Raw genomic sequence first — 18,881 nt, 5'->3', positions numbered from 1 at the left:
GCGGGTCTGCGCTGACGGGCCCGCCCTGGCGGGTCTGCGCTGGCGGATCACCGTCGGGTCACGTGCCTCGTGTCACGTGGCCCGGCCGGGGCTCAGGAGGTCGTCGCGGGGCGGCAGGTGGTGCCGGGGGCGGGCAGGCGCAGGTCCGTCAGGTACGCGTTGGCGTGCCCGATCGTGCAGGCGTCGCCCGTCAGGTAGAGCCCGTGGCCGTGGCCGTCGAACGCGACCATCGCGGAACCCGGCACCCGCCGTACGAGGTCGGCCGTGTCGGCGTGGTCGGTCCACGTGCCCGCGCCGAGGAACGGCGGCAGGCCGGAGGGCAGCGGGCGGGGCGGGTTCGTGACCGGGGTGGGCCAGCCGGAGCAGCCGAGCCGGTGCCACAGGCCCATGCCGTGGAGGTTGGGCGAGATCCGTTCGCCGAGCGCCCGCACGGCCCGGTAGTCGCGGTAGTCGCGGTAGCGCAGGCCGTCGGCGCACTGGGTGGCGTTCATGCCGATGAACGACGGGGGCTTCGGCGTGCCGATGCCCGCCTGCACGTACTTGGCGAAGCCGGTCGCGTCCCCGGCCTCGGCCTGCTTGACGGCCTGGGCGAGCTCCTTCCAGCGCGCGTTCCCCGGCCCGGGCGAGACGAGGTGCGGCATCGCGGCCACCTGGAGGTCGAACCCGCTGTACGTGGCCGGGTCGCCCTTGATGGGCAGGGGCTCGCGGTCGGCGGCGGCGATCAGCTTGCGCCAGCGGGCGCCCAGGCCGTTCCCGCACACGTCGCCGGTCGAGTCGCACCATTTCAGGAAGCGGGCGAACTGCGCCTCGTACGTCCGGTACCGCGTCCTGGCCTCCGCCGTGGCGTCGCGCAGCTGGTTGACTGCGCCGTCCAGGTACATGGCGCGGACGCGGTCCGGGAACAGGCGGGCGTAGGCGACGCCGGGGACGCCGCCGTAGGAGGTGGCGATGAAGCTCAGCCGTTCCTCCCCGAGCGCGGTCCTGATCGCCTCGATGTCGCGGGCCACGGACGCCGAGTCGAGGTGGTCGAAGAACTCGGGGTCCAGCGTCCTGCACTCCTGCACGGCCCGGCGGATCGCGGCGCCCTGCTCGGCGTACTCGCCGCGCGTGTCGGGGCGGGTGAGCAGGGGGCCGGTGGCGAAGCACTTCTGGGGCAGGCGGCCGTACGTGGTGGCGTTGCGCGGTTCGAGGGTGACCACGTCGAAGTGCTCGCGGAGCTCGGTGAAGCTGCCGCGGTAGTACGTGAGGTCGTCGATGCCCGAGCCGCCCGGGCCGCCGGGGATGCTGAACACCGTGCCCTTGCGCCGGTCCCCGGTGGCGGGCAGCCTGGCCATCTTGATCGTGATCTTGCGGCCGTCCGGATCCGCCCAGTTCACGGGCACCTCGACGGACGAGCACTCCAGGTCCCCGGGCCGGTCGTCGCCCTGGCACGCGCCCCAGGTGGGAGCGTTCGAGGAGGGTACGGCCAGGGCGCCGAGCAGGGCGCCGATCGCGATGAGTTTCATGCCTCCTACGCTCGCCGTCCCGCGCCCGGATCTCGATCGTGGCACGTCCCGTCTTCGCGGTAGTGCCAGGGCTAGTACGGCGCGGGAAATGAAGCCGCGGGAAATGCAGAATGACTTCTCGGTGACTATTTTCCGGAAATTCTGCCGTGCCGGTCTTTATCGCCTTTTCGGGTAATCCGGTGGGGTGCCCGGAATCGTAGTATCCGTGCTGAGGCTGCTGCTGACGGGTGGAGAGGTGGACATTGTCACGTCCGCGATCGGGAGAAGACCTCGGGCAGATCGCCGGATACCGGCTCGCCGGGTTCCTCGGGGAGGGCGGGCAGGGGGCGGTCTACCTGGGGCTGAGCCCGTCCGGCGACGAGGTCGCGATCAAGGTGCTGCACGCCAGGATGGCGGACGCCCCCGAGGCTCGCCGCAGGTTCCTGCGTGAGGTGGAGCTGGCGCGCCGCGTCGCGCCCTTCTGCACGGCTCGGGTGCTCGACATGGGGATGTACGACGATCGGCCGTACATCGTGAGCGAGTACGTACGCGGTGATTCGCTGGAACGCGTCGTCCGCCGGGACGGGCCCCGTACCGGCGGCGGCCTGGAACGGCTCGCGGTGGCGACCGCGACTGCCTTGGCCGCGATCCACCGGGCCGGGGTCGTGCACCGCGACCTCAAGCCCGGCAACGTCATCCTGGGGCCCGAGGGGCCGGTCGTGATCGACTTCGGCATCTCGCGCGCCCTCGACCACGCCGCCACCCAGACCGGGGCCGTCGGCACGCCCGGGTACATGGCGCCGGAACAGGTCAGCATGGAGCCGGTCGGGCCGGCGGCGGACGTGTTCAGCTGGGCCGCCACCATGGTGTTCGCGGCCACGGGGCGGCGGGCGTTCGCGGGGGACTCGGTGGCGGCGGTGCTGCGGGCGCTGCTGTACGAGGAGCCGGACGTGGCGGGGGTGCCGGAGTCGCTGCGGGCGCTGGTGGTGACGTGCCTGGACAAGGACCCGTCCCGCCGCCTCACGGCCGAGGCCCTGGTCCGGGTGCTGACCGGCGGGGCCGACCCGATGGCCACCTGGGACGCGACCGGCGGGACGATGGACGCTCTGACGCCACCCAGACCGTCGCCGTCCACGCCGTCGCCGTCCACGCCGTCACCGCTCACGCCCTCGCGGCCGGTGCAGGCAGCGCCCACGTCGCCGCCGACCACGCGAGCGTTGCCCGCATCCCCACCGCCGCCCGCCCGCAGGGTGCCGCGCCGGGCGCTGGTGGCGGGTGGGGTGGCGGTCGGGGTCGTGGCCGCCGTGCTGGGGGTGGCGCTGTGGCCGAAGCCGCCCGGTACGGGCACGATCAGCCCTCTGGCCGCGACCGTCGGCACCACGGCACCGAGCGGAGGGGAGGCTCCGGATGGGCGACCGGCACGTCGCCGTCACCGCCTCCGCCGACGGCACCGCCCGCGTGTGGGACCTGCGTACGGGCGAGCAGTCCGGCAGGCCGCTCACCGGTCACGACGGCGCGGTGTGGGGCGTGGCGGCGGGGCAGGCCGGGGGCAGGGCCATCGCGGTCACCACCGGCGACGACGGGACCGTGCGCGTGTGGGACCTGGCCTCGGGCAGGCAGCTCGGCGCGCCGATGACCGGGCACACCGGCTGGGTGCGGTCGGTGGCTCTCGGCACCCTGGACGGCGTGCCGGTGGCTATTACAGGCGGCGAGGACACGACGGCCAGGGTCTGGGACCTGACCACCAGGAAACCCGTCGGCGCGCCCCTCACGGGGCACACGGGTCCGGTCTGGTCGGTGGCGATCGGCACCCTGGGCCGGGTTCCGGTGGCGGTGACCGGCGGCGAGGACAGGACGGCCCGCGTCTGGGACCTGAACTCGGGACAGGAGCTCGGCACGCCGCTCACCGGGCACGACGACGCGGTCTGGTCGGTGGCGATCGGCCTCCTCGACGGCAAACCGATCGCCGTCACCGCCAGCCGCGACCAGACCGCCCGCATCTGGCCGCTCAACCGCTGACACGGAACACCGGGCGGAGCAGACCGGCCAAGCCGCCATGCCAGCGAGCGGCCGGGCCCAACGAGAGCGGCCAGAGCGGCCGGAGCGGCCGGAGCGGTGCGGGCGGCGGGGCGGGCGGGCCGGTCAGCCGAACACGCGGGCCAGCCGGGGAATCCGCCGCACCACGAGCCGGTCCACCAGCAGCACCGCCACCATGCTCACCCCCGCCAGCGGGAACAGCACCCCCAGCACCGCCATGACGGCGATCACCCCGTACGTGGTGCGCCGGTCCGTGGTGCGGGCCGGGGCGCTGGCGCGGCCTCGGGGCCGGCGCTTCCACCACATCCAGGCACCGGTGACCACCAGCGTGATGACGGTCAGGCAGGCCCCCAGCATCACGATCAGGTTCGCGGTGCCGTATCGGCGGCCTTCGTGCAGGGCGACGCCCTGTTCGACGGCCTTGGCGAGCACGCCGTACTCGGCCCAGCCGTAGGAGACCAGCACCCGGCCGCTGTACTGGTCGACGTGGAGGGTCTGCGCGGCCGACGGGTCGCGGCGCGGGTCGGTCACGATCGTGTAGACGCCATGGGGGCCGTCCGGCAGCAGGACCTTGAGGTCGCATTCGGCCGGCGGGCACGAGCGGATCGCGGGCCTGGCGGCGGCCAGGGCGTTCTCGACGGGCAGGGCGCCGGGCTGGAGGACGCCGTGCGCGGTGCCGTGTCCCGCGTGCCCGTCCTGGGAGGGCGGGACGGGGAGGCGTTCGGCGGCCCAGGGGACCTTGGCGTCCGGGTTGGTGGACAGGTCGCCGGACAGGGGCGGGGTGGAGGTGTGCGGGTAGTCGCCGGCGCTGGGGTAGGTCGAGCCCGTACCGGCCTGGACGCGCTGCAGGCCGTCACCCCACACGCCCGACCACGGCAGGCCGGAGAGCACGAGGAAGACGACGACCGAGCCGCCGCCGAGCCCGGTCAGGATGTGCAGCCGCCGCAGCCGCCCGCGTCCCGGCCTGGTCGGCTTCCTGCGGGTACGCCGGCCGCGCCACCACAGGTACGTGCCGGTGGCGATGAGGATCAGGGCCCAGCAGGCGGCGGTCTCCACGACCCGGTCGCCGACCGTGCCGGACATGAGCTCGCCGTGGATCGTACGGACCACGCGCATGAACGTGGCCCCGTCGTCGATCTGCCCGACCACCGTGGCCGTCCCGGGATCCACGTACACGGAGACGCCCTGCGCGAAGGGCCCCGTGTCGGTGCCCTGGAGGATGACGCGGGTGGTGCGGTCGGCGGACGCGGGCGGGATGACGGACATGACCGGAGCGCCCGGCCGCGCCTGCTGGGCGGCGGCGATCTGCTCCGACAGGGGGCGGGCCGTGGCGGCGGGCTCGGCGAGCGTCCGGACGTCCTGGTAGCGCCACTCCTCGAAGGGCTCCTTGAACAGGTAGACGGCGCCGGTGACGGCCAGCACGAGCAGGATCGGGGCGACGAAGAGGCCGGCGTAGAAGTGCCAGCGCCACACGGCACGGTAGCGCTGGGACGAGGAGGGGGACGGGGTTCTCGCGGGCGCAGGAAGGGTGGTTTCCTGGCGCGTTTCGACCGAGGTCATGGGGGGCTCCGTTCCGGAGGTGCGCGCCCGCGCGAGGACACGGGGTGTCCCGTGCGGGGCGGGGAAAGCCGGGCGTGACCGGGGCGCACGCGGGTGCGGCGCCGTGCCGGTCACCGTGCTCGCGGCTGCGAACCGCGAGCGTCCGAGAGGTCGATTTCCCTGGCACCTAGCGGGGCGGCCCCCGCCGGCACAGAGCCCAGGCCAGCACCTGGGCGGTGAGGACGCCGCCGGCTGCCGCGCGCGCCGGCGCGGACAGCCGGAAGGGGAGCGCGGGGAGCGGTGTGTCGCGGGAGGTCAGCAGGGCCCACAGGTCGTGGAGCGAGCAGGCGAGCAACCGCAGCAGCGTGGCCAGCGCCGTCTCGCCGCGATCGAGCCACCACGCGGAGACGGCGGCGACCAGGACGTGCGCCAGCAACATTCCCGTCCCGCCGTAGAGGCCGCCGCCATGGTGGCCGGCCGCGTCCAGGAGGGAGTGGTGATGGGGGCCGGCGGTGGCCGTGCTGAGAGGGACGCCGATCGTGGTGAGGAGGCCGGCGATGGAGCCGGTGCCGGCGGTGAAGAGCTGGTGCATGCCGTACTGGGCGGCGAACGAGGCGGCGAGCAGCGTCCACGGGGACCGCCGCCGCCGGGCCAGCACGAACGCGCCCGCACCCGTCGCGGCCGTGGCCGCGACCACCGTGCCCAGACCGGCGATCGGCCCCCCGGCCAGCACGTGCATCGCGAGGGCCGCGAGCACGCACACGACCGCGAACACCGCCGCCCGCAGCCCGCGCAGGCCGGGCCGCCCGGCCTGCGCGGTGTCCCTGCTGCCGGTGCCGCAACCTTTCTGGTCGGGGTTCATGCGCGATCACCGCTCACATGGACGGATACGCCTGCCCGGCGAGCGGGGTTCAACGGACGCGAGAGAAGTTCGCGGAACCGCTAGCCCCGGCTGTAGACCACCCGAGGCGGCTTGCCCCCGAAGAGCTGGCTGACGGTGACGAACCGGTAGCCGCGCTTGGACAGGCTCTTCAGCACCTTGGGGATGGCCCGCACGGTCGAGGGGTGGATGTCGTGGAACAGGATGACGCTGCCCGGGCGTACCGACCTGATCGCCTTCCTGGCTACCTTGGCGCTGTCGCGGTAGCGCCAGTCCAGGGTGTCCACGCTCCACATGATTACGGGCCGCCGGGCCTGCAGCCGCACGGTCGCGTTGAACGCCCCGTACGGCGGCCGGACGAGCTTCGGCCTGATCCCGATGGCCGCCTTGATCGCCCGATCGGTACGGGCGAACTGCGCGCGCACCGACGCGGCCGGCATCTTCGTCAGGTCCGGGTGCGACCAGGTGTGGCTGCCGATCTCGTGCCCCGCCGCGTGCGTCCTGCGCACGATCCCCGGGTACGCGGCCACGTTCTGCCCGACGACGAAGAACGTGGCCCGCGCCCGGTAGGCCGCCAGGCTCCGCAGCAGCGCGTCCGTGTACCTGCCAGGCCCGTCGTCGAAGGTGAGCGCCACGCACTTGACGCGGCGGCAGTTCACGCCGGTCTCGGACGGGGTGCTCACGGATAAGGCGGTGCCCACGGATAAGGACGCGGTGCCCACGGATAAGACCGTCTCCCCGGTGGTGGCGGCCTGCGCCGGTTCCGTGGTGGTGACGAGCGTGCCCGCGCCCGCCAGCCCTGCCGTCAGTACGACCGCGGCGATCGCCCTCGCGGTCCCCCGTCTCGCGCCGGCCTGCCCAGGCCCGCGCGACATCGCGCCGATGTCCATGAATCCCCCTGTACGAGCACCGCCCCCGGTGCGTGTCCCCCTGAAGCACGACCCCGGCGAGGCCCGGATCGTTCCAAAGGGTTGGACTCGCGTCCTTCGCTCCTGGTTCGCACAGGAATGCGAACCGGATGACGGGGACTCAGGCGTGCCCGACCGAGCGCAGCCCGGCCAGCGCGGCCTCGGCGAACGCGCCGATGACCTCGCCGCCCTGCACGGGCGGCCACACGGCGGAGGTGGACCAGGTCAGCCGGGGTTCGTCGATCGGCCGCCACACCAGCCCGGCCGGCAAGTCGTCGTACGGGGCCTCGTTGAGGTGCGCCCCCAGCCCCGACATGACCAGGCCGTGCACGAAGTGCGGGTTGCGGGCGTGCCGGATCGCGCTGGGCAGGAAGCCGTTGTCGCGGCACGCCTCCAGCATGTGGTCGTAGAGCTGCGGTGCCATCTCCCTGGGGAAGATCACCAGGGCCGAGCCGTCGAGCGTGCGCAGGCGTACCACGTCCTGGCCGGCCGCGCGGTGGTCTGCGGGCAGCACCACGCCCAGCCGCCGGTGCACGACCTCGCTGGACTCCAGCCCCACCGTGTCGCAGGGGTGCCGTACCAGGCCCGCGTCCAGCTCTTCTGCGCGCAGCTTGGCGAGCTGGCTGGCCGTGGTGAGCTCGTGCAGCTCCAGCAGCACGTCGGGGACGTGCTCGGTGAAGCGGGCCACGAGCGTCCGCAGCGCCATCGGGGTCGTGTCCGGCGGCACGCCGGCGCGCAGCACCCCCGACGCGCCAGGCCGGATGCGGCGCATGGCCTCGCGGGCGGCGTCGGCACGGTCGAGCACGCCGCGGGCATGCTCCAGGAGCAGCGCCCCCGCCTCGGTCAGCGAGACGCGGTGCGGGTTGCGGTCGAACAGCCGCACGCCCAGCTCCCGCTCCAGATCGCGGATGCGCTGGGACAGCGGCGGCTGGGCCATGTGCAGCCGCTCCGCCGCCCGGCCGAAGTGCAGCTCCTCGGCCACCGCGACGAAGTACCGCAGGTGACGCAGCTCCATCCGCCTCACCATATCGCTCTGATATCGCCAAGGGACTCCATTGATGTTGGCCACGGCCCCGTCACACCTGGTTGTATCCCGGCAAGCCCGTTGACCTGGGAAGGGACGCTTGTGACTGTGCTGCTGGACCGTGACGGACCCGTCGCGGTGATCACCTTGAACCGTCCGGAGAAGCTGAACGCGTGGACCGCCGAGATGCGCGAGCGGCTGATCGGGCTGCTGCGCGAGGCGGGCGCCGACCCCCAGGTGGGCGCGGTTGTCCTCACGGGCGCGGGGCGGGCCTTCTGCGCTGGGCAGGACCTGGGCGAGACGGCCACGATCGACCCCGCCGACCACGCCGCCTCCGACGCCTGGATCGACGGCTTCGACCGCCTCTACCGGGCGGTGCTCGACCTGGACAAGCCGGTCATCGCGGCGGTGAACGGCGTGGCCGCCGGCTCGGGCTTCCAGTACGCGCTGCTGGCCGACCTGCGCATCGGCCACGCCGGCGTGCGGATGGGGCAGCCCGAGGTGCTGTCCGGCATCCCGAGCATCACCGGCATCTGGGCCATGTGGAACATCCTCGGCCGTGCCAGGACCACCGAGTTCGCGCTGACCGGGCGGCTGGTGTACGGGGCCGAGGCGGAGCGGCTGGGCCTGCTGACCAGGCTCGTCGGCGACGGCGAGGTGCTGGCGGAGGCCGTCAGGCAGGCCAAGGAGCTGTCCGCGCTGCCGCCCGGCGCCGTGGCCCTGACCAAGGGGCGGCTGCGGGAGCTGGAGAGCCAGGCGCTGGCCGAGGCCGTGGACGCCGCCAAGAAGGTGCATGCCGCCGCGTACGCCTCCGGCGAGCCGCAGCGGGAGATGAACCGTTTCCTCCAGAGGAGCGCCAGATGACCGTATGGAGCGTTCCCGAGCGCTACAACATGGCCGTGGACGTGGCCGACCGCCACCCCCGCGAGAACCTGGCCCTGATCTTCGAGGACCACACCGGCGCCCACGAGGAGATCCGCTGGGGCGAGATCCAGGACCGCTCCCGCCGGATCGCCGCCTGCCTGAAGGGCGCCGGGGTGCGCCCCGGCGACCGCGTCGCCGTCATGCTGCCGCAGCGCACCGACACGCCCGCCACCTACCTCGGCGTGCTGCGCACCGGAGCCGTGCTGGTGACCATGTCGCTGCTGTGGGCCGACGACCAGATCGCCTACCGGCTGGCGGACTCGGGCGCGTCCGTGCTGGTCACCGAGGCCGGCGCGGTCCGCAGGGCGGGCGGCTACCAGGACATCGTGGTGGACGTGGACGACCCGGTGATCGGGCGGTTCGAGCCGGAGTTCGAGGACGCCGACACGGCCGCCGACGACCCGGCGCTGATCTTCTACACCTCCGGCACGACCGGCCCCGCCAAGGGCATCGTGCACGCCCACCGCACGCTGCTCGGCCACAACGAGTTCGAGGTCTGCCACGACCTGCGCCCCGGCGACGTCTTCTACGGCGCGGGGGAGTGGGCCTGGTCGATGGCCAAGCTCATGGGGCCGCTGCGGGCCGGCGCGGTGCACTACGTGTACCGGCCGGCCGCCGGGTTCGACCCGGAGGGCCTGCTGGCGGGCATGGCGCGCAACGGGGTCACGACCGGGCTGGTCAACCCCACGTTCCTGCGGAAGATGCGCGAGCAGGTGCCGGACGCGGGCCTGCGCCACCCGCAGCGGCTGCGTACGGTCTGCTGCGCCAACGAGCCGCTCACCGCCGACCTGATCCGGTGGTTCCGCGACCAGTTCGGCGTCACGCTGCTCGACTACTACGGCTCGACCGAGTCGTACCCGCTGATCGGGAACTTCCCCGGCACGCCGGTCAAGGAGGGCTCGATGGGCCGCCCGCTGCCCGGCTGGGACGTGGCGCTGCTCGACGAGCACGAGCGGCCGGTGCCGCCCGGCGAGGTGGGCGAGATCTGCCTGCGGGCGCGGAGCAACCCGCAGTTCCCGCTCGGCTACTGGAACCGCCCCGAGGCCTCCGAGGAGACCTTCGGCGGCGAGTGGTTCCACACCAAGGACCACGCGCGCGTGGACGAGGACGGCTACTACTGGTTCCTCGGCCGCGTCGACGACGTGATCAAGACCTCCGGCTACCGCGTCGGCCCCGACGAGATCGAGGAGGCGCTGCGCGCCCACCCCGCCGTCGCCGACGTGGGCGTGGCCGGGGTGCCGGACCCCGTGCGCGGCCAGGCCGTCAAGGCGTGGGTCCTGCTCACTCCCGGCTACCGGCCGGGCGAGGAACTGGCACGCGAGATCCGCGAGTTCGCGAAGACCACGCATTCGCGTTTCGCCTACCCGCGGGAGATCGAGTTCGTCACCGAGCTGCCCCGCTCGGCGACGGGCAAGATCCAGCGCGCCCGGCTCCGCAGCAGGCACACCGAGTAAGGAGCACCATGACCCCCCAGGATTCCGCCGTGCGGCGCAAGGTCTCGCTGGCCTCCGCGATCGGCAACTTCGTCGAGTGGTTCGACTCCGCGGCGTACGCCGTGATGTCCGCGACCATCGCCGCGCTGTTCTTCCCCGACTACGACAAGACGGCCGCGCTGCTCGCCACCTGGGCGATCTTCGCCGGCGGGTTCGTCGCCAGGCCGCTCGGCGCGGCCTTCTTCGGCCGGTACGGCGACCGCCTCGGCCGCAACCGGATGCTGGCCCTGACCGTGCTCACCATGAGCGGCGCCACGTTCCTCATCGGGATCCTGCCGACCTACGCCTCCTGGGGCATGGCCGCGCCGATCCTGCTGTTCCTGCTGCGCTGCGCCCAGGGCTTCTCCACCGGGGGCGAGTACACGGGCGCGTCGGCGTTCATCGTCGAGTACGCGCCCGACGGCCGCAGGGCCCGCTTCGCCGCCGCCGTGCCCGTGACCGTTGGCCTGGCCAGCGTGGCGGGCTCCGGCGTCGGCTTCCTGATCACCTCGACGCTGACGGCCGAGGCGCTGCAGAGCTGGGGCTGGCGGGTGCCGTTCCTGCTGGCGGCGCCGCTCGGCGTCATCGGGCTCTACCTGCGCTCCAAGGTCGAGGACACGCCCGTGTTCCGGTCGCTGGAGCAGCAGGACGAGGTGGAGCCGGCGCCGCTGCGCGAGGCCGTACGGCGCTGCGGGCGGCAGATCGCCACCCTGTTCGGCTACAGCATCACCAACGCCGTTGGGTACTACCTGATGAGCAGCTACATGATCGCGTACATGTCGGAGGAGCTGGGCTACACCAAGAGCGAGTCGCAGCTCACGAACGTCGTGTCGATGCTCGCGTACAGCGTGGCCTGCGTCTTCGCCGCCATGGCCAGCGACCGGTTCGGGCGGCGGCCCATGCTGATCGCGGCGTGCGCCGGGTTCGTGCTGCTGCCGCTGCCCGCGTTCTGGCTGATGGGGTCGGGGCTGGCGGGGGCCATGCTGGGCACGTCGCTGCTGGCCATGCTGGTGTCGGTGATCGGCACCTCGAACGTGCCCGCGCTGGTCGAGATGTTCCCGGCCAAGGTGCGGGCCAGCGGCTCGGCCATCGGCTACACCGCCGCGTACGTGCTGTTCGGCGGGACCGCGCCGTTCGTCGCGACCGGGCTGGTGTCGGCGTCGGGCAGCGCCATCGCGCCCGCCTTCTACATGGTCGCGATCGCGGCGGTGTCGCTGGTCGTGGTGCTGACCTCGTTCAAGGAGACGCGGGGCCTGCGCCTGGACCGCGGCGTGGACGCGGCGGTCCCCGCCACGCGGGGCTGACAGCCGCGCCCGGCACCGTCCCGGCGGTCGCGCCTGGCACCCGTCCCGGCGGTGCGGTCGCCGGACCGCCGGGACGGGGATCGTGATCCCGGTCACCCGTGCCAGGTGCGCTCCAGCGCGTCCCGCACCCGGCGCCCGGCCGGGGGCGGCACGTCGCCGTAGTCCGACGGCGGCAGCTCGCGCCGCGCCGGAGGCACCAGCACCGCCGTCTCCTCCTCGTCGGCCGGCCGCTCCACCTCGGTGTAACCACCCTCGGCCCCGCGCACGATCACCCCGGTCTCCACGCCGTGGTCCACCGTGTGCCGGTCGCGGGCCAGCAGCCCCAGGCAGATCCGCCGCGTGACGACGAACGCCAGCACCGGCCCGGCCAGCACCAGGACCCGGAAGATCCACGTCGTCGCGTACAGCGAGATGTGGAACGTGGTGGCGATCACGTCGTTGCCCCCGGCCGCCCACAGCAGGCCGTAGTACACGACCCCGGCCACCCCGAGCCCCGCCCGCACCGGCACGTCGCGCGGCCGGTCCAGCAGGTGGTGCACGGCGTGGTCCCGGGTCACCCACCGCTCCGCGAACGGGTACACGGCCAGCGCGGTGAACAGCAGCCCCGGCGCCACCAGCGCGGGGATCACCACGCTCATCGTCACCGTCTGGCCGAACATCGTGAACTCCCACGGCGGCATGATCCGCAGCGCGCCCTCCAGGAACCCCATGTACCAGTCCGGCTGGGAGCCCGCGCTGATGTGACCCGGCATGTACGGCCCGTACAGCCAGATCGGGTTGATCTGGAACAGGGTCGCCAGCAGCGCGACCACCCCGGTCACCCACAGGAAGAACACCGTCGTCTTGGCCAGGAACGTCGGGAAGAACGGCGCCCCGCGCACCACCCGGTCGTTCAGCCCCCTGGCCCGGAACTGCGTGTGCGTCTGCCGCCAGGTCAGGATCACCGCGTGCAGCGGGATGAGCAGCAGCAGGATCCCCGGGATCAGCAGCACGTGGATGCTGTAGAGCCGGGCGATGATGTCCTCGCCGGGGAACTCCCCGCCGAACAGGAACGTCGCCAGGTACGTGCCCACCAGCGGGATCGAGATGGTCACGCCGTGCAGGATGCGCAGCCCCGCCCCGGACAGCAGGTCGTCCGGCAGCGAGTAGCCGAACAGCCCGTTGAACATCACCAGCACGAACAGCAGCACGCCGATCAGCCAGTTCAGGTCGCGCGGCTTGCGGAAGGCGCCGGTGAAGAAGTTGCGCAGGGCGTGCACCACGATGGCGGCCAGGAAGATCAGCGTCGCCCAGTGGTGCATCTGCCGCATCAGCAGGCCGCCGCGCACCTCGAAGCTGATCTCCAGCGACGAGGCGTACGCCTCGCTCATCATGACGCCGCGCAGCGGCACGTACGCCCCGTCGTAGACGACCTCCCGCATGCTCGGCTTGAAGAAGAGCGTGAGGAAGACGCCTGTCAGAAGGATCACCACGAAGGCGTACAGGGCGATCTCCCCGAGCAGGAACGTCCAGTGGTCGGGAAAGATCTTCCGCATCGCCTTCTTCAGGAAGCCGGCACCGCCGATCCGGTCGTCCAGCGCTCTGGCCAGTGAGCTGCCCTGCATAGCCACCCCGCATACGGCTCGGTTTTCTCGTCAGAACCAAGACGTCGCAGGGTGGAGGTTTGTGACATTCACCTGGTGACGGGTTTCGGCGCGGGGTCGGCGAGCACCGCCCGCTCCTCCTCGGTCAGCGGCCGCTCGACCTCGGTGTACTCGCCGCCCGGCCCCCGGACGATCAGGCCGGTCTCCACGCCGTGCTCGATCAGGCGCCGGTCGCGTTCCTGCAGCGCCAGGCAGAGCCGCCGGGTGATCTCGAACGCCACCACCGGCCCCAGCAGCAGCGCGATCCGGAAGATCCACGTCGTCGCGTACAACGAGATGTGGAAGTTGGCGGCGATCACGTCGTTGCCGCCGGCCGTCCAGAGCACCCCGTAGTAGACGATGCCCGCGACCCCGATCCCCGTCCGCCTCGGCACGTCGCGCGGCCGGTCGAGCAGGTTGTGCACGGCGCGGTCGCGGGTGAGCCGCCGTTCCACGAACGGGTACAGCGCCAGCCCGGTGAACAGCAGGCCGGGCGCCACCAGCGCGGGGATGAGCACGCTCATCGTCACGGTGTAGCCGAACGCGGTGAACTCCCACGGCGGCATGAGCCGCAGCGCGCCCTCCAGGAACCCCATGTACCAGTCGGGCTGCGAGCCCGCGCTGACCGTGCTGGGCACGTACGGCCCGTACAGCCAGATCGGGTTGACCTGGAACACGGTGGCCAGCAGCGCGACCACCCCCGCCACCCACAGCAGGTAGGCCGCCGTCTTCGCGATGAACGCCGGGAAGAACGGCGCGCCGCTCACCTGGTGGTTGCGCACCCCCTTCTCCCTGAACTGCGTGTGCGTCTGCCGCCAGGTCAGCACCACCGCGTGCAGCGGGATGAGCACGAGCAGCAGGCCGGGGATGAGCAGCACGTGCAGGCTGTAGAGCCGGGGGATGATGTCCTGGCCGGGGAACTCCCCGCCGAACAGGAACATCGCCAGGTACGTGCCCACCAGCGGCACCGAGACCAGCACCCCGTGCAGGATCCGCAGCCCGGCCCCCGACAGCAGGTCGTCCGGCAGCGAGTAGCCGAACAGCCCGTTCAGCATGACCAGGCCGAACAGGGCCACGCCGATCAGCCAGTTCAGCTCGCGCGGCTTGCGGAAGGAACCGGTGAAGAAGTTGCGCAACAGGTGCACGACGATCCCGCCGAGGAAGATCAGCGTGGACCAGTGGTGCATCTGCCGCATCAGCAGGCCGCCGCGCACGTCGAAGCTGATCTCCAGGGAGGAGGCGTACGCCTCGCTCATCATGACGCCGCGCAGCGGCACGTACGCGCCGTCGTAGACGACCTCCTTCATGCCCGGCTTGAAGAAGAACGTCAGGAAGACGCCGGTGACCAGAACGACCACGAACGCGTACAGGGCGATCTCGCCCAGCAGGAACGACCAGTGGTTGTTGAAGGCCTTGCGCATCGCCCGGTCCAGGAACCGGGCGCCGCCGACCCGCTCGTCCAGCGCCCTGATCAGTGAGCTCGCCTTCATCGTCACCCCGCACCTGGCTCGGTTGCCTCGTCGTAGGAGGGACCGGGCAGGGGTGGCGAGTCGTGACACTCACCGGCCGGGTGACGTCAGGCGAAGCGCTCCACGGTGACCGGGATGGGGCCCTGCTCGCGTACGGCCTGCCGGTGGTGGTGCAGCAGCGCGCCGAGCGCCGTGATGGGGCCGGAGCCCAGGCGCGCGGTCACGTCCACGCACCAGGCGATGCCCGCGCCGATCCGGCGCAGCTCCCAGGTGAAGCCGTGGCCGCCGGCGTTGGCGGAGGCCGTGCCGACCACGCGCGAGTCGCCGGTGGGCTCCAGGCGCAGGGCCGTGCTCGCGTTCGCCAGCCCCGTCTCGCCCAGCTCCCCGGCGAACAGGATGCGGTAGCGGCGCGCCTTGGCGGAGCCGTTGCCGAGGTTGAGCGGGGCCGTGGTGGGCAGCGGGCGGCGCTCCTGGAAGAGCGTGCGCAGCCCGGCCTCCTCCGGCAGCCCGCCGCCGCCGAGCAGCTTGAAGGCCCGTACGGCCTCCTGCCTGCTCACCGGCATGACCCGGGAGCGCAGTGCGGTGTCGGCGCGGATGGCCCTGCTCAGCTCGGCCGAGGCGGACCAGGCCCCGATCTCCGCCACCCACTCGGCGCCGTCGATGCCGGCCGCCGTGTAGTCGTCGCACAGGACGAACTCCTCCACCAGGAGCCCTGCGGGCGATCGATCGCCCGCCGTCGCGGAGATCAGGTAGTAGTCCACCGGCCCATGATTGTGGTCGGCGGAACGCCAGATCAAGATCATCGCAACGCGCCGCGCCGCCGTGTTCGCATGGGTTCGGTCAATACGGGAAGGAGTCCGCCGGATCCCCGATAACCGGACTACTGTGAATGATTGCCTATATGTCAGGCGCGGGAGGCATCAGTGATGCGGAACGGCCGGACCAACAAGACACTCCTCACCATCTGCGCGGCGGCGCTGGCCGTGACCGCCGGATGCACCTCCTCGGGTGGCGGCGGCGCGGCGCCGGGTGAGCCGTCGCAGACGCAGGGCCCCGTGGCCAAGCTGTCGATCACGCCCGCCGACGGCACGAAGAAGGTCGCCCCCGACACCGGCATCACCGTCCAGGTCACCGACGGTCAGATCACGAAGGTGGCCGTCGCCGACGCCAGGGGCCGCGCCGTGAAGGTGGCCGTGGGCGCCGACGGGCAGTGGCGGCCCCGGTGGCCGTTGCGGCCCTCGACCGCGTACACGGTCAGCGCCGAGGCCAAGGGCACGGACGGCAAGCAGGTGACCGGCACCGCCACGTTCACCACGCTCAAGCCGAAACGGGTGCTGGAGAGCGGCATGTCGCCCCTGGACGGCGAGAAGGTCGGCGTCGGCATGCCCGTCCAGCTCCTGCTCTCCCAGCCGATCACCTCCCGGCAGGCCAGGGCCGCGATCGAGCGGTCGCTGGTGGTGCGCATGTCGCAGCCGGTCGAGGGCGCGTGGAGCTGGGTGAGCGACCGCGAGGTCCAGTTCAGGCCGCGCGAGTACTGGCCGGTGGGGCAGCGGGTCACCGTCGTGGCACATCTGGCGGGGCTGCGCGCGGGATCGGGGCTGTGGGGCACCAAGGACCGCAGCCTGTCCTTCACCGTCGGCCCCGAGCACATCACCAAGGTCAGCGCCGAGACCCACAAGGCGGTCGTCCGCGAGAACGGCGAGGTCGTCAGGACCATCCCGGTCAGCCTGGGCAAGCCCGGCGACGACAGCTACTCGGGCATCATGATCGCCCAGGAGAAGGCCCCCGACATCGTCATGGACTCCGCCACGATCGGCGAGCCCGGCGAGTACCGCATCCGCACCAAGTGGAACGTGCGCATGACCTACAGCGGCACCTTCTTCCACGCCGCCCCCTGGTCGACCGGCGCGCAGGGCAGCTCCAACGTCAGCCACGGCTGCGTGAACGCCAGCCCGGAGAACGCGAAGTGGTTCTACGAGTTCACCCAGCGCGGGGACATCATCGAGGTCACGGGGACGTCGAGGAAGCTCCAGTTCGGCAACGGGCCGACGCCGTGGGCCAAGTCGTGGGAGGACTGGTTGGCCGGGAGCGCGCTCGGCAAGCCCGTGAACGGATGACGCTGCCCGCGCGGCGCCGCGACTTACCATGGGGGAAACAGGAGCACCGCCGCGTTCGATGAGCAGAAGGTGACGTGATGACGGGTGCCTGCTGAAGGAACCTGGCGGGGGCGGCACCGGCTCCCGGCCATCGCCCTGTGGCTGCTGGTGTGGGTGCTGAACGCCTACGAGTTCCTGCTGGCCATCTAGAGGCCGGTGCCGGGCACCACGAGGCCGGACTCGTACGCGAAGACCACGAGCTGGGCTCGGTCGCGCACGCCCAGCTTGGTCATCGACCTGCTCACGTGGGTCTTGGCCGTCGCGGGGCTGATCACCAGGTGCTCGGCGATCTCGTCGTTCGACAGGCCCCTGGCGACCAGGGTGACGATCTCGCACTCGCGGCCCGTCAGCCGGTCCAGCCCGGGGACTGCGGCCGGGCGGGGCGGGGTGCTGACGTACTCCTCGATCAGGCGGCGCGTCACCGAGGGCGACAGCAGCGCGTCGCCGCGCGCCGCCACCCTGACCGACTGCAGCAGGTCGCCCGGCTCGATGTCCTTGAGCAGGAAGCCGCTGGCGCCGGCCCTGAGCGCGGCGAAGACGTACTCGTCGAGGGCGTAGTTGGTGAGGATGACCACGCGCACGCCGTTCAGCTCGGGGGTGGCGCCGATCCGGCGGGTGGCCTGGATGCCGTCGAGCAGCGGCATGCGCACGTCGAGCAGCGCCACGTCCGGCAGCAGCCGCCCGGCCAGCTCCACGGCCTGCGCGCCGTCGCCGGCCTCGCCCACCACGGTGATGTCGTCGGTGAGCTCCAGCAGCGCCTTGAACCCGGCGCGGATCAGCGGCTGGTCGTCGGCCAGCAGCACCCTGACGGGCTGCCGTGGCGTCATGCCGCCGCTCCGGCAGGCAGCTCGGCGCGCACGGCGAAGCCGCCGTGCTCGCCGGGACCCGCCGTGAGGGAGCCGCCGACGGCGACCGCGCGCTCGCGCATCCCGATCAACCCCATCCCCGGCCCGGGCGTGCCCGGCTCGCCGTCGTTCTCCACCCGCAGCACGACCTTCGAGCGATCGTATTCGACGGCCACCGTGACCGCCGCCGTGCCCGCGTGCCGCAGCACGTTGGTGAGCGCCTCCTGGGCGATCCGGTACGCGGCCCTGTCCACGTCCGGCGGCAGCGCGTACGGGTCGCCCGAGACGGTGTGCGCCACCCGCAGCCCCGCCCCCTCCGCCCTCGACACCAGGCGCGGCAGCCCGGACAGCCCCGCCTCGGCCCCCTCGGGCTCGCCCTGCCGCAGCACGCCCAGCGTGGCGCGCAGCTCGTTCATCGCCTCGTGCCCCGACTCCTTGATCGCGGCCAGCGCCTCCCTGACCCGCTCGGGCTTCCTGTCCAGCAGCTCCATGGCCAGCGCCGCCTGCACGTTGACCACGGAGATGCTGTGGGTGAGCGAGTCGTGCAGCTCCTGGGCGATCCACAGCCGCTCCTCGCCGGCCCGCCGCAGCGCGGCCTCCTCCCGGGTGCGCTCGGCCTCCCGGGCCCGCTGCTCCACCGCCTGCACGTACGCGCGCCGGCTCCTGGTCACCTCGCCGACCACCACCATGGCCACCAGCCAGCCGCTCAGCAGCATCATCCAGTTGCCCGCCGCCGGGTCGTCGGACGACAGCGCCATCAGCCCGTACACCGGCACGGCCAGCCCGATCGCCAGCCAGATCGCGTCCGCGCGCCGGCCCAGCACGGCCAGGGTGTAGATCGCGGCCAGCGCCGGCGCGGCGGCGAACACGCCCGGGTAGTGGGCGGCGTAGTACACGACGGCGCAGGCCGCCGCGGCGATCCCGGCGGCCAGCGGGGCGGTGCGCCGGAAGGCCAGCGACAGGGCCGCGATCGTGATCAGGGTCAGCCCGGCGGGGTCGAGCGGCCGCTCGTAGGGGCCCGTCCACGACAGGTTCGCGTACGTGGCCGGCACGATCGCCACCAGGCTGCCCAGCGCGACGAGCGCGTCCGTTCTGCGGCTGTTCATGGCCATAAGTTAGCGATCGTCCTTCGGGAGGGCGTCATCCCCGGGGCGTACGTTTCCGGCTGCGAGCGGGCCGCGTACGACCCCGGGAGTACGGCGGGGTGCCGTCCGGCG

General features: G+C 72.6%; 15 protein-coding genes and 1 pseudogene. 6 read left to right on the top strand and 10 right to left on the bottom strand.

Annotated elements, in window-relative coordinates:
- Positions 1 to 92: 92 nt before the first annotated feature.
- A complete protein-coding gene (locus tag HD593_RS43945) occupies positions 93 to 1,505 on the bottom strand; it encodes an alpha/beta hydrolase (RefSeq protein WP_185108678.1) in 1,413 nt (470 codons plus the stop codon).
- Between the two features lie 227 nt (positions 1,506 to 1,732).
- On the opposite strand from HD593_RS43945, the pseudogene HD593_RS65415 reads away from it, so the two are divergent.
- Both HD593_RS65415 and HD593_RS43935 read left to right on the top strand, forming a co-directional pair.
- A pseudogene (locus HD593_RS65415) lies at positions 1,733 to 2,473 on the top strand (serine/threonine-protein kinase); the annotation flags it as partial.
- 418 nt (positions 2,474 to 2,891) lie between these two features.
- Positions 2,892 to 3,503, top strand: a complete 612-nt coding sequence (locus tag HD593_RS43935) for a WD40 repeat domain-containing protein (protein ID WP_185108676.1) — start codon at positions 2,892 to 2,894, stop codon at positions 3,501 to 3,503.
- A 123-nt stretch (positions 3,504 to 3,626) separates the two neighbouring features.
- Here HD593_RS43935 and HD593_RS43930 read toward each other — a convergent pair whose 3' ends face one another.
- The 4 genes from HD593_RS43930 to HD593_RS43915 form a co-directional block, all read right to left on the bottom strand.
- Positions 3,627 to 5,081: a PepSY-associated TM helix domain-containing protein gene (locus HD593_RS43930; RefSeq protein ID WP_185108674.1), complete on the bottom strand. Its 1,455-nt coding sequence runs from the start codon at positions 5,079 to 5,081 to the stop codon at positions 3,627 to 3,629.
- 166 nt (positions 5,082 to 5,247) lie between these two features.
- Positions 5,248 to 5,922, bottom strand: a complete 675-nt coding sequence (locus tag HD593_RS43925) for a hypothetical protein (protein WP_185108672.1) — start codon at positions 5,920 to 5,922, stop codon at positions 5,248 to 5,250.
- 80 nt (positions 5,923 to 6,002) lie between these two features.
- Positions 6,003 to 6,830, bottom strand: coding sequence for a polysaccharide deacetylase family protein (locus HD593_RS43920; protein WP_246547037.1), 828 nt, complete (start codon positions 6,828 to 6,830; stop codon positions 6,003 to 6,005).
- A gap of 139 nt (positions 6,831 to 6,969) precedes the next feature.
- Positions 6,970 to 7,863, bottom strand: coding sequence for a LysR substrate-binding domain-containing protein (locus HD593_RS43915; RefSeq protein ID WP_185108670.1), 894 nt, complete (start codon positions 7,861 to 7,863; stop codon positions 6,970 to 6,972).
- A gap of 111 nt (positions 7,864 to 7,974) precedes the next feature.
- On the opposite strand from HD593_RS43915, the gene HD593_RS43910 reads away from it, so the two are divergent.
- The 3 genes from HD593_RS43910 to HD593_RS43900 are packed head-to-tail and all read left to right on the top strand — an operon-like array spanning position 7,975 to position 11,572.
- On the top strand, positions 7,975 to 8,736 hold the full coding sequence (locus tag HD593_RS43910) for an enoyl-CoA hydratase/isomerase family protein (RefSeq protein WP_312904143.1): 762 nt from the start codon (positions 7,975 to 7,977) through the stop codon (positions 8,734 to 8,736).
- Positions 8,733 to 10,250, top strand: a complete 1,518-nt coding sequence (locus tag HD593_RS43905) for an acetate--CoA ligase (RefSeq protein ID WP_185108666.1) — start codon at positions 8,733 to 8,735, stop codon at positions 10,248 to 10,250. Before HD593_RS43910 ends, HD593_RS43905 begins: the two co-directional genes overlap by 4 nt.
- A gap of 8 nt (positions 10,251 to 10,258) precedes the next feature.
- Entirely contained in the window at positions 10,259 to 11,572 is a 1,314-nt protein-coding gene (locus tag HD593_RS43900; RefSeq protein ID WP_185108664.1) for an MFS transporter, read from the top strand.
- Positions 11,573 to 11,664: 92 nt separating this feature from the next.
- Here HD593_RS43900 and qcrB (HD593_RS43895) read toward each other — a convergent pair whose 3' ends face one another.
- The 3 genes from qcrB (HD593_RS43895) to HD593_RS43885 form a co-directional block, all read right to left on the bottom strand.
- The gene (gene qcrB / locus HD593_RS43895) at positions 11,665 to 13,176 is read right to left on the bottom strand and encodes a cytochrome bc1 complex cytochrome b subunit (RefSeq protein ID WP_185108663.1); all 1,512 of its coding nucleotides are present in this window, start codon (positions 13,174 to 13,176) and stop codon (positions 11,665 to 11,667) included.
- A 68-nt stretch (positions 13,177 to 13,244) separates the two neighbouring features.
- Complete coding sequence (qcrB, locus tag HD593_RS43890) at positions 13,245 to 14,684, bottom strand: cytochrome bc1 complex cytochrome b subunit (RefSeq protein ID WP_185108661.1); 1,440 nt, start codon at positions 14,682 to 14,684, stop codon at positions 13,245 to 13,247.
- 86 nt (positions 14,685 to 14,770) lie between these two features.
- Positions 14,771 to 15,424 (bottom strand): hypothetical protein, encoded by a 654-nt coding sequence (locus HD593_RS43885; RefSeq protein WP_185108659.1) that lies wholly within the window; start codon positions 15,422 to 15,424, stop codon positions 14,771 to 14,773.
- Between the two features lie 165 nt (positions 15,425 to 15,589).
- On the opposite strand from HD593_RS43885, the gene HD593_RS43880 reads away from it, so the two are divergent.
- The gene (locus tag HD593_RS43880; protein ID WP_185108657.1) at positions 15,590 to 16,780 is read left to right on the top strand and encodes a L,D-transpeptidase; all 1,191 of its coding nucleotides are present in this window, start codon (positions 15,590 to 15,592) and stop codon (positions 16,778 to 16,780) included.
- A gap of 185 nt (positions 16,781 to 16,965) precedes the next feature.
- Here the strand turns inward: HD593_RS43880 and HD593_RS43875 are convergent, their stop codons facing one another.
- Positions 16,966 to 17,646 (bottom strand): response regulator, encoded by a 681-nt coding sequence (locus tag HD593_RS43875; RefSeq protein WP_185108655.1) that lies wholly within the window; start codon positions 17,644 to 17,646, stop codon positions 16,966 to 16,968.
- Positions 17,643 to 18,770, bottom strand: a complete 1,128-nt coding sequence (locus HD593_RS63920; RefSeq protein WP_185108653.1) for a sensor histidine kinase — start codon at positions 18,768 to 18,770, stop codon at positions 17,643 to 17,645. Before HD593_RS63920 ends, HD593_RS43875 begins: the two co-directional genes overlap by 4 nt.
- Between the last annotated feature and the right edge of the window lie 111 nt (positions 18,771 to 18,881).

Origin of the sequence: Nonomuraea rubra, assembly GCF_014207985.1 — a bacterium.
GTDB classification, from domain to species: domain Bacteria; phylum Actinomycetota; class Actinomycetes; order Streptosporangiales; family Streptosporangiaceae; genus Nonomuraea; species Nonomuraea rubra.
The sequence above is the reverse complement of the archived record's forward strand: the minus strand, read 5'-3'. Positions and strand labels throughout refer to the sequence as shown.